Annotated in this window: 9 protein-coding genes; all 9 read left to right on the top strand. The window is 41.8% G+C overall.

What is annotated here, in order from left to right:
• The first annotated feature begins 299 nt into the window (after positions 1 to 299).
• Positions 300 to 1,316 (top strand): type I glyceraldehyde-3-phosphate dehydrogenase, encoded by a 1,017-nt coding sequence (gene gap / locus DXA60_RS15375; protein WP_006858106.1) that lies wholly within the window; start codon positions 300 to 302, stop codon positions 1,314 to 1,316.
• Positions 1,317 to 1,416: 100 nt separating this feature from the next.
• The gene (locus tag DXA60_RS15370; protein ID WP_006858105.1) at positions 1,417 to 2,640 is read left to right on the top strand and encodes a phosphoglycerate kinase; all 1,224 of its coding nucleotides are present in this window, start codon (positions 1,417 to 1,419) and stop codon (positions 2,638 to 2,640) included.
• A gap of 202 nt (positions 2,641 to 2,842) precedes the next feature.
• Complete coding sequence (gene tpiA, locus DXA60_RS15365; RefSeq protein ID WP_006858104.1) at positions 2,843 to 3,592, top strand: triose-phosphate isomerase; 750 nt, start codon at positions 2,843 to 2,845, stop codon at positions 3,590 to 3,592.
• 88 nt (positions 3,593 to 3,680) lie between these two features.
• Positions 3,681 to 4,691, top strand: a complete 1,011-nt coding sequence (locus DXA60_RS15360) for a hypothetical protein (RefSeq protein WP_117922229.1) — start codon at positions 3,681 to 3,683, stop codon at positions 4,689 to 4,691.
• Between the two features lie 93 nt (positions 4,692 to 4,784).
• Positions 4,785 to 6,326, top strand: a complete 1,542-nt coding sequence (gpmI, locus tag DXA60_RS15355) for a 2,3-bisphosphoglycerate-independent phosphoglycerate mutase (protein ID WP_117922228.1) — start codon at positions 4,785 to 4,787, stop codon at positions 6,324 to 6,326.
• A gap of 367 nt (positions 6,327 to 6,693) precedes the next feature.
• Positions 6,694 to 7,572 carry a phosphoribosylaminoimidazolesuccinocarboxamide synthase gene (locus DXA60_RS15350; protein WP_243006914.1) on the top strand — a complete coding sequence of 293 codons (879 nt, stop codon included), beginning with the start codon at positions 6,694 to 6,696 and terminating at the stop codon, positions 7,570 to 7,572.
• A 131-nt stretch (positions 7,573 to 7,703) separates the two neighbouring features.
• On the top strand, positions 7,704 to 9,167 hold the full coding sequence (gene purF, locus DXA60_RS15345; RefSeq protein WP_117922226.1) for an amidophosphoribosyltransferase: 1,464 nt from the start codon (positions 7,704 to 7,706) through the stop codon (positions 9,165 to 9,167).
• A gap of 25 nt (positions 9,168 to 9,192) precedes the next feature.
• Positions 9,193 to 10,644 carry an adenylosuccinate lyase gene (gene purB, locus DXA60_RS15340; protein ID WP_117922225.1) on the top strand — a complete coding sequence of 484 codons (1,452 nt, stop codon included), beginning with the start codon at positions 9,193 to 9,195 and terminating at the stop codon, positions 10,642 to 10,644.
• 154 nt (positions 10,645 to 10,798) lie between these two features.
• The gene (gene fucO, locus DXA60_RS15335) at positions 10,799 to 11,944 is read left to right on the top strand and encodes a lactaldehyde reductase (protein WP_117922224.1); all 1,146 of its coding nucleotides are present in this window, start codon (positions 10,799 to 10,801) and stop codon (positions 11,942 to 11,944) included.
• Positions 11,945 to 12,005 lie beyond the last annotated feature (61 nt).

The raw sequence follows: 12,005 nt of genomic DNA, 5'->3' as shown, positions 1-12,005 counted from the left end.
CCTGCGACACACCATTGGGACGGGCGATTTATTTCATAAACAAACCAACATTTGGTAAGTAGCTTATGATATAGTATAGCCTATCCCACAAAAGAAAAGAAGTCATATTTGTATATTTTGTATAAAATTCATGAAAAAACGACCGGAAAATTGCATATAGTGAAAAATTTAACAAACACAGAATAAAGTAGAGAAAAAGGCTTGAACTTTCAAAAGAAATTGGTTAAAATAAAGGAAGCTTGGGACGGGCATAAGTCCCATCAAGTTATCACATTTACAAATTCTAGGAGGAATTAAAAATGGCAGTAAGAGTAGCAATCAATGGTTTTGGCCGTATTGGTCGTCTTGCTTTCAGACAGATGTTTGGAGCAGAAGGATATGAAGTAGTAGCAATCAACGATTTAACAAGTCCTAAAATGTTAGCACACTTGTTAAAATATGATTCATCTCAGGGTAAATATGAGCATGCTGATGAAGTATCTTCAACAGATGATTCTATCATCGTTTGCGGTAAAGAGATCAAAATCTACGCATTCCCAGATGCAAACAACTGCCCATGGGGAGATTTAAAAGTTGACGTTGTATTAGAGTGCTCCGGTTTCTATACAAGCAAAGAAAAAGCACAGGCTCACATCAATGCAGGTGCTAGAAAAGTTGTTATCTCTGCTCCAGCAGGAAATGACCTTCCTACTATCGTTTATAATACAAACCACGAGACATTAAAAGCTTCTGATACAATCATTTCAGCAGCTTCCTGTACAACAAACTGCTTAGCACCAATGGCAGATGCATTAAACAAATATGCTCCGATCCAGTCTGGTATCATGGTAACAATCCATGCTTACACAGGTGATCAGATGACTCTTGACGGACCTCAGAGAAAAGGTGATTTAAGAAGATCACGTGCAGCAGCAGTTAACATCGTTCCTAACAGCACAGGTGCTGCAAAAGCAATCGGTCTTGTTATCCCAGAGTTAAACGGTAAGTTAATCGGATCTGCTCAGCGTGTACCGACCCCAACAGGTTCTACAACAATCTTAACAGCAGTTGTTAAGAAAGCTGGCGTAACAAAAGAAGACATCAACGCAGCTATGAAAGCAGCAGCTAACGAGTCCTTCGGTTACAACGAGGATGAGATCGTTTCTTCCGATATCGTAGGAATGAGATATGGTTCATTATTCGATGCAACTCAGACAATGGTTAACCAGGTATCTGATGACCAGTACGAAGTTCAGGTTGTTTCATGGTATGACAACGAGAACTCTTACACATCTCAGATGGTTCGTACAATCAAATACTTCAGTGAGTTAGCATAATCGACGGGTTACGATAACTATATGCGACTTTTAGCAGGTCCGGTCCTATTGGACCGGGCCTGTTTTTATACCTCAATTATATAAAAGGAGGACATATTTTATGTCATTAAACAAAAAATCAGTAGACGACATTAATGTAAAGGGAAGAAGAGTACTTGTAAGATGTGATTTCAACGTTCCGTTAAAAGAAGGAAAAATCACAGATGAGACTCGTATCAACGCAGCTCTTCCTACCATCCAGAAATTAATCAACGATGGTGGAAAAGTAATTCTCTGTTCACATCTTGGAAAAGTAAAAAACGGACCAAACGAAGGCGAGTCTTTAGCTCCGGTAGCTGAGAAACTTTCTGAGAAACTTGGCAAAAAAGTAAACTTCGTATCTGATTACAATGTAACAGGTGAGGCAGCTACAAAAGCAGTTGCTGAAATGAACGAAGGAGATGTTGTATTATTACAGAATACACGTTTCCGTGGCGCTGAGGAGACAAAGAACGGCGAAGAGTTCAGCAAAGAATTAGCTGATCTTGCAGACGATTATGTATGTGATGCATTCGGTTCTTCCCACAGAGCACATGCTTCTGTTGCAGGCGTTACAAAATTCATCACTGCAAAAGGTGGTTCTAACGTAGTTGGTTACTTAATGCAGAAAGAGATCGATTTCCTTGGAAACGCTGTTGAAAATCCGGTAAGACCGTTCGTAGCAATCCTTGGTGGTGCAAAAGTTGCAGATAAATTAAATGTTATCTCTAACTTATTAGAGAAATGTGATACATTAATCATCGGTGGTGGTATGGCATATACTTTCTTAAAAGCACAGGGATATGAGATCGGTAAATCTTTAGTAGATGATACTAAGATCGATTACTGTAAAGAGATGATGGCAAAAGCAGAAAAACTTGGAAAGAAATTACTCCTTCCGGTAGATGCTGTAACCATCGCAGATTTCCCGAACCCGATCGATGCTCCGGTAGAAGTTACTGTATGTGACGTAAAAGATATGCCGGCTGACAGAGAGGGATGCGATATCGGACCAAAGACTCAGGAGTTATATGCTGATGCAGTTAAGACAGCAAAGACTGTTGTATGGAACGGACCGATGGGTGTATTTGAGAACCCGACATTAGCAGCTGGTACGATCGCAGTTGCAAAAGCACTTGCTGATACAGATGCTACAACAATCATCGGTGGTGGTGATTCCGCAGCAGCCGTTAACCAGTTAGGTTTCGGTGACAAGATGAGCCATATCTCTACCGGTGGTGGCGCTTCCCTTGAGTTCTTAGAGGGTAAAGAATTACCAGGTGTCATGGCAGCCGACGATAAATAAAAAGTTGCCATAAAGTGAAAATGGCTGCCATAACGCCTTAGTTATAGGCAGCCGACGATAAATAAGAACTGTCATAAAGAAAAAATGGCTGCAATAACGCCTTAGGTATAGGCAGCCGAAATAAAAAGCTGCCATAATGCCTTGGTATGGTAACAGATGATATGTCAACAAACTTTAAAAATGGGAAAAAGAGGATAAAATCATGGCAAGAAAGAAGATCGTAGCCGGTAACTGGAAAATGAACATGACTCCAAGCCAGGCTGTTAAATTAGTAGAGGAATTAAAACCATTAGTAGTAAGCGATGATGTAGAAGTTGTTTACTGTGTACCAGCAATCGACATCGTACCTGTTGTTGAGGCTGTAAAAGGAACCAACGTAGCAGTAGGTGCCGAGAACATGTACTATGAGGAGAAAGGTGCTTACACCGGAGAGATCGCTCCTGAGATGTTAGTAGATGCTGGTGTAAAATACGTTATCATCGGTCATTCCGAGAGACGTGATTACTTCAAAGAGTGCGATTGCATGTTAAACAAAAAAGTGAAAAAAGCTTTTGAGCATAACTTAACACCAATTCTTTGCTGCGGCGAGACATTAGAGCAGAGAGAGATGGGAATCACTTTAGACTGGATCCGTATGCAGATCAAATCTGACTTAAAAGATGTTACTGCAGAGCAGGTAGCTTCCATGGTAATCGCTTATGAGCCGATCTGGGCTATCGGAACAGGAAAAACAGCAACCACAGAGCAGGCTGAGGAAGTCTGCAAGGCAATCCGTGACTGTATCAAAGAAGTATACGGCGCTGATACAGCAGAGAAAGTACGTATCCAGTACGGCGGATCTGTAAATGCGGGTAATGCAGCAGAATTGTTTGCACAGCCAGATATCGATGGTGGTTTAGTTGGAGGAGCTTCCTTAAAAGCTGATTTCGGTAAAATTGTAAACTACAAATAAATCATAATCAGGTTAAGGGGATTCTATCTGGGAGTGAAAACAGAAAGAATCCCCTTTTCACTTGATATGTGTGGAAAAAGTGAAATATATGAAAAAGAAAATAATATGGATACTGATCTGCGTTCTGATACTGATCGGCGGGTGGAATGTAACTGCAAGAGAATGGAATCAGGCAGAAAGCGCGGATTTTGAATATAAAGAAAATAATGCAAATGCGAGAGCACAGAGTTCTGACGGGCAAAATATTTCATTAGAAGATGTTTTACAGGAAACTGAGACATCTATACAATATGGTGAGTTAAACAGTGAATCGAAAACTGAGAATATAACAGGTAATTCTGAAAATTCATCGACAGACAATGAAAAAGATGATGAAGAAAAGGATGCTGATGATAGTATAAAAACAGAGTCAACAAAGAATACGGCAGATGATACATATAATACAGTCAGAGAGGATAAAACGATAAAAAATGATCTGGAAGAAGATGAGTCAGACGAAGATTCCTATGAATATGAAACCGGATATATATTTGTGGGAGATTCCAGGTTTTATCTGATGAATGAAGAGTGTAAAATCGAAGATATCCCCAATTTTTTTGTGGTGTCCTGTCCGGGAATGGGATATGCATGGCTTGCTGATACGGCATTTCCGAAAGTACAGTCGCTGCAGAGACAGCATACGGAAATCAAAAACTGGGTTGTGATCTGTGGATTAGGAGTCAATGACTTGACATCAATCCGTTCCTATCTGAACAAATATCGCAGATGGCCGGACAGTTCAAAACTTTATCTGTTGTCTGTGAATCCGACAAATACAGGTGCTCCGGCAAGATGTAATAATCAGAGGATTGAATCATTTAATAACCGCATTAAGAAGGTTGAGAATGCTACATATATCGACTGCTACCGGTATTTGGCGAAACTTGGGTTTGGAACAAAGGGAGACGGAATTCATTATGATTCATATACCAACTGGGCGATTTATTCCTATATATTAGGACAGCTCAATAAAGATGCAGGTGAAGACCTTGTCACAGAAGTTGAATGTCAGGCAAAAGCAAAGAAACTGGAAAAACAGTTAAGCCAGAAAAACTATTGAAAACAAATGAGGTTATCAGTATAATGGTTCTGGATTAGGAGAATCGTATACTTTTGATAAATGGAAAGAGAATAGAAAGTGAGGAAACAAAACATGAGTAAGAAACCTACCGTATTAATGATCTTAGACGGATTTGGTCTGAATGAAAAAACAGAAGGAAACGCCGTAGCACAGGCAAAAACACCGGTGATCGACGGACTTATGAAAGACTATCCGTTTGTAAAAGGAAATGCAAGTGGTCTTGCAGTTGGTCTTCCTGACGGACAGATGGGTAACTCTGAAGTAGGACATTTAAATATGGGAGCTGGCAGAATCGTATACCAGGAGCTGACAAGGATCACAAAAGAGATCAGCGATGGTGATTTCTTCAAAAATCAGGCATTATTAGATGGTATGGAAAACGTAAAGAAAAACGGTTCCGACCTTCATTTATACGGACTGTTATCAAACGGTGGTGTACACAGCCACATCACACACCTGTTTGGCCTGCTTGAAATGGCAAAAAAAGAGGGCGTTGAGAATGTATATGTACACTGCTTCTTAGACGGACGTGATACTGCTCCGACTTCCGGTAAAGAGTTCATCGAAGAACTGGAAGCTAAGATGAAAGAAATCGGTGTTGGCAAGATCGCATCTATTTCCGGACGTTACTACGCAATGGATCGTGATAACAGATGGGATCGTGTGGAGAAAGCATACAAAGTGCTGACCACTGGCGAGGGAGAAACTGCTGAGAGCGCAGTAGCAGCTATGGAAGCATCTTATGCAAAAGATGTGACAGATGAGTTCTTCGTTCCAACTGCAATTACAGAGAACGGCAAACCGATCGCAACAATCAAAGACAACGATACTGTTATTTTCTTTAACTTCCGTCCTGACCGTGCGCGTGAGATCACAAGAACATTCTGTATGGATGATTTTGACGGATTTGACCGTGGCGCAAGAAAGAACGTAAAATACATCTGCTTCACAGAGTATGACGTGACGATCCCGAACAAAGAAGTTGCATTTAAGAAAGTAGAACTGAAAAATACGTTTGGTGAGTATTTAGCAGCACACAATATGACTCAGGCAAGAATCGCAGAGACAGAGAAGTATGCGCATGTTACATTCTTCTTCAACGGTGGTGTGGAGGAACCAAACAAAGGTGAGGACCGTATCCTTGTAAAATCCCCGAAAGTAGCTACCTATGATTTACAGCCGGAGATGAGTGCACCGGAAGTCTGCGATAAATTATGCGATGCGATCCGTTCTGAAAAATATGATGTCATCATCATCAACTTTGCAAACCCGGATATGGTTGGTCATACCGGAATCTTAGACGCAGCAATCAAAGCAGTTGAGACAGTCGATACCTGCGTAGGAAAAGCAGTTGAGGCATTAAAAGAAGTAGACGGACAGATGTTCATCTGCGCAGATCATGGTAATGCAGAGCAGCTTGTAAACTATGAGACAGGCGAGCCGTTAACTTCCCATACAACCAACCCGGTTCCATTTATCCTGGTAAATGCAGATCCTTCCTACACCTTAAAAGAGGATGGATGTCTTGCAGATATCATCCCGACTATGATCGAGCTGATGGGAATGGAGCAGCCGGCAGAAATGACCGGAAAATCTTTACTGATCAAAAAATAATAAAAAAGATGTGAAAGTCATATAGAAAGACAAAAAGAGGTGTCACAGTTGTGGCAGTAAAGCAGTTAAAACTTTAAAAATGTATCATTTATAATAAGAAGGCAGTCGCAAAAACTGGTCTATGATCAGAAGGTGTGGCTGCTTCTTTTTGTGAGAATAAGAGTATATAAATAAAAATATAAGTATTACTTATAATATAATAAAAATTATACAAAAATACTAATAAAAAGAACACAATTTTCTATATCGCAGATCCGGGTGCATATGGGCAAAGTCATTGACTTTCCAAAAGACTATGTATTATAATTTTTGGGTAACATCAGAAAATGATATGGTGTTCATAACACCGGAAAAGAGGACAAAGAGGATGAGTAGCAAAGTATTTCAGCCAGTTAAAGAGGGAAAAGTACGTGAAGTATATGATAACGGCGACAGCCTGATCATTGTAGCGACAGACAGAATTTCTGCTTTTGATCATATTTTGAAGAATAAAGTCACAAAAAAGGGTGCGATTCTGACTCAGATGTCTAAATTCTGGTTTGATCTGACAAAAGATATCGTTCCAAATCATATGATTTCTGTTGATGTGAAAGATATGCCGGAGTTTTTCCATGAGGAGAGATTTGACGGCAACAGTATGATGTGTAAAAAATTAGAGATGCTTCCGATCGAGTGCATCGTGCGTGGATATATTACAGGAAGCGGCTGGGAGAGCTATAAAGAAAACGGTACCGTATGCGGCATCAAACTGCCGGAGGGATTACAGGAGTCCGACAAACTGCCTGAGCCGATCTTTACACCGAGTACAAAAGCTGAGATCGGTCTGCATGATGAGAATATCTCATTTGAGCGCTGCAGGGAGATCTTAGAGAAAGAGTATCCGGGAAAAGGTGCTTCCTACGCAGAACAGATCAAAGATTATACGATTGCTTTATATAAAAAATGTGCCGAATATGCACTGACAAAAGGTATCATCATTGCAGATACCAAGTTTGAATTTGGTTTAGATGAGAATGGCAATGTTGTATTAGGAGATGAGATGCTTACACCGGACAGCTCCAGATTCTGGCCATTAGAGGGTTACAAACCGGGACAGGGACAGCCGTCCTTTGACAAACAGTTTGTAAGAGACTGGTTAAAAGCCAACCCGGACAGTGATTACCTGTTACCGGATGATGTCATCGAAAAGACAGTGAATAAATACAAAGAGGCATATGAGCTTCTGACAGGCAAGAAATTTGCATAGTAGAAAAATCCTCTGAACACCAGTGGGCAAATTTTACATGGTAAAATTGCATTTTTCTTCGAAAAACAAGGAGGAAAATCCTCTCCTCGCTGTGGGGCTCGGATTTTGCTTCGCAAAACAAGGAGGATTTTATGGACAACAATGGATTTGTGAAAGATACACCATGGCAGACAAATGGCGACAGCGGACTGCATGAGGAATGTGGTGTATTCGGAATGTACGATTTTGATGGCGGAGACGTTGCATCCACGATTTATTATGGTCTTTTTGCATTGCAGCACCGTGGACAGGAGAGCTGTGGTATTGCAGTCAGTGAAACAAACGGGCCAAAGGGAAAAGTAACCTCATACAAAGGGATGGGATTGGTCAATGAGGTATTTACGCAGGATAATTTAGAGCCTATGCATGGCGATATCGGTGTCGGACATGTCCGTTATTCGACGGCAGGAGCTTCTACCCGCGAGAATGCACAGCCATTGGTTCTTAATTACGTTAAGGGAACACTCGCGCTTGCCCACAATGGAAACCTGATCAATGCAATGGAACTGCGTAAGGATTTAGAGTATACCGGAGCAATTTTCCAGACGACGATCGACTCTGAGGTCATCGCCTATCACATTGCCCGTGAGCGTTTAAATTCAAACAGTGTGGAAGAGGCAGTGGGACGTGCATGTCAGAAGATAAAGGGTGCATTTGCGTTAGTTGTGATGAGTCCGAGAAAATTAGTCGGAGCGCGTGATCCGTATGGTTTTAAACCGCTTTGTATCGGAAAACGTGACAATGCCTATATTTTAGCATCCGAGACGTGTGCATTAGATACGATCGGTGCAGAGTATGTCCGTGATGTATTGCCGGGTGAGATCGTTACGATCACACCGGAGGGCGGTATCCAGTCGGATCTTTCCTTAGCACTGCCAAAAGAAAAAGAAGCACGCTGTATTTTTGAATATATTTATTTTGCAAGACCGGACAGCCACATTGACGGTGTGAGCGTTTATGCATCCAGGATCAAGGCAGGACGTTTCCTTGCCATGGATTCACCGGTGGATGCTGATCTTGTTGTCGGTGTTCCGGAATCCGGAAATGCGGCAGCACTCGGTTATTCCCTGCAGTCGGGAATCCCATATGGCACCGCATTTGTGAAAAACGGATATGTCGGAAGAACTTTCATCAAGCCGAAACAGAGCAGCAGAGAGTCAAGCGTGCGTGTAAAATTAAATGTTTTAAAAGAAGCGGTAGATGGAAAACGTATCATCATGATCGATGATTCCATTGTCCGTGGTACAACGTCAGACCGTATCGTAAAGATGCTGCGTGACGCAGGAGCGACAGAAGTACATGTAAGGATCAGTTCACCACCATTTTTATGGCCGTGCTATTTTGGAACGGATATTCCGGAGCGGGAACAGTTGATCGCATACAACCGTTCCATCGAAGATATCCGTAAGATCATCGGTGCAGATTCCCTTGGTTACCTTGGGATTGAGCGTTTAGAGGAGATGGTTGGCGGATTAAACATCTGTAAGGGATGCTTTACCGGTACTTATCCGATGGAGCCGCCGAAAGAAGACATCCGCGGAGATTTTGAGAGATAATTAAACACTATTAAGGAGAATAGAAATGAGTACAGACAGATATACAAGTCCATTATCTGAGCGTTATGCCAGCAAGGAGATGCAGTATATTTTTTCACAGGATAAAAAATTCCGTACATGGAGAAAATTATGGATCGCATTAGCTGAGACAGAGATGGAGTTAGGACTTTCCGAGAATGGAAAGCCGGTCATTACACAGGAGCAGATCGACGAGTTAAAGGCACATGCCGAGGACATTAACTATGATGTCGCAAGAGAGCGTGAGAAACTGGTTCGCCATGATGTTATGAGTCATGTATATGCATACGGACAGCAGTGCCCGAAAGCGGCAGGAATCATCCATCTTGGAGCAACTTCCTGTTATGTTGGAGACAATACAGATATTATTTTAATGCGTGAAGCATTGGAATTAGTTCATAAAAAACTGGTCAATGTTATTGCAGAACTTGCAAAATTTGCAGATACCTATAAAAATCTGCCGACACTGGCATTTACCCATTTCCAGCCTGCACAGCCGACGACCGTTGGAAAACGTGCGACACTGTGGGCACAGGAATTTATCATGGATCTTGAGGATCTTGAGTATGTCATGGGATCTTTGAAACTGCTTGGTTCAAAAGGAACAACCGGAACACAGGCAAGTTTCTTAGAACTGTTTGACGGAGATCAGGAGACGATCGATAAGATCGATCCGATGATCGCTGCAAAGATGGGATTTAAAGAATGTTACGCAGTTTCCGGACAGACTTACTCCAGAAAAGTAGATACCAGAGTTGCAAATATTCTTGCAGGCATTGCGGCAAGTGCGCATAAGATGTCAAATGATATCCGCCTGTTACAGCACTTAAAAGAAGTAGAAGAACCGTTTGAAAAGAACCAGATCGGATCTTCCGCTATGGCATATAAACGCAACCCGATGCGTTCTGAGCGTATTGCATCTTTATCACGTTATGTCATGATCGATGCATTAAACCCGGCGATCACCTCTGCAACACAGTGGTTTGAGCGTACCTTAGATGATTCCGCAAACAAGAGACTTTCCATTCCGGAAGGATTCCTTGCGATCGATGGTATCTTAGACCTGTGCTTAAATGTAGTAGATGGATTAGTCGTATATGATAAAGTCATCACCAAACATTTAATGGCAGAGCTTCCATTTATGGCAACAGAAAACATTATGATGGATGCTGTAAAAAATGGCGGCAACCGTCAGGAGCTGCATGAGAAGATCCGTACTTTATCCATGCAGGCGGGCAAGACTGTCAAAGAAGAAGGAAAAGACAACAATCTGCTTGAACTGATCGCAGCAGATCCAGAGTTTAACCTGACATTAGAGGAACTTCAGTCAACGATGGATCCGGCAAAATATGTGGGACGTGCACCGATCCAGGTAGATAAGTTTATCGCAAATGTGGTAAAACCGATCTTAGATGCCAATGCAGCAGAGCTTGGAGTAAAAGCTGAGATCAATGTATAATCCGATCAGAAAATAAGTAAATGAAAATCCTGCTGGAAGTTCCGGCGGGATTTTTATTTTTTTTGTTACAATTTCACTGTTTTGTCACTTACAAATAAGATTTCGTCCTGTTACAATCAAAGTATCATAAGTATTGGAAAAGGAGAAGATTATTATGGCAAACAGAATTATGTTAAACGAAACATCTTATCACGGAGCAGGAGCAATCGAGGAGATCGCAACAGAGGCAAAAGCGCGTGCATTCAAAAAAGCGTTTGTATGCTCAGATCCTGACCTGATCAAATTTGGTGTCACAAAAAAAGTAACAGATATTCTGGATAAAAACGGACTTGCTTATGAGATCTATTCTGATATCAAAGCAAATCCTACGATCCAGAACGTACAGCATGGTGTAGAGGCATTTAAGAAAGCAGGTGCTGATTATCTGATCGCGATCGGAGGCGGCTCTTCCATGGATACTTCCAAAGCGATCGGAATCATTATCGCGAACCCGGAATTTGAGGATGTCAGAAGTCTTGAAGGCGTTGCTCCTACGAAAAAACCATGTGTACCGATCATTGCAGTACCTACAACCGCTGGTACAGCAGCAGAAGTTACAATCAACTACGTTATCACGGATGTGGAGAGAAAGAGAAAATTTGTCTGTGTTGATCCGCACGACATGCCGGTGATCGCGATCGTTGATCCGGATATGATGTCCTCCATGCCAAAAGGACTGACAGCTTCCACCGGTATGGATGCCTTGACACATGCAATCGAGGGATATACAACTAAGGCTGCATGGGAAATGACAGATATGTTCCATCTGAAAGCAATCGAGATCATTTCAAGATCTCTGCGTGATGCAGTGGATAATAAGAAAGAGGGACGTGAGGGAATGGCACTTGGACAGTACATTGCCGGAATGGGCTTCTCTAACGTAGGTCTTGGAATCGCTCATTCCATGGCACATACCTTAGGTGCTGTCTATGATACACCACATGGTGTGGCATGTGCGATGATGCTTCCGATCGTTATGGAATACAACGCTGACTGTACCGGAGAAAAATACCGTGAGATCGCCCGTGCAATGGGAGTCAAAGGTGTGGATGATATGTCAGTGGAAGAATACCGTAAAGCTGCAGTTGATGCGGTACAGAAACTTTCTGTGGATGTCGGAATCCCGACAAAACTTGAGTCATTAAAAGAAGAAGACCTTGATTTCCTTGCGGAATCTGCTCATGCAGATGCATGTGCTCCAGGTAACCCGAAAGATGCCAGTGTGGAAGATCTGAAGAATCTTTTCCGGAAACTGATGTAATTGCAGCGGTGAAATCATAGAATGTACGCTTTATGATTCGTATATTGTCATAAGTAAAAGA

It is taken from the genome of Roseburia sp. OF03-24 (assembly GCF_003463035.1).
Taxonomy (GTDB): Bacteria; Bacillota; Clostridia; order Lachnospirales; family Lachnospiraceae; genus Roseburia; species Roseburia rectibacter.
The sequence above is the reverse complement of the archived record's forward strand: the minus strand, read 5'-3'. Positions and strand labels throughout refer to the sequence as shown.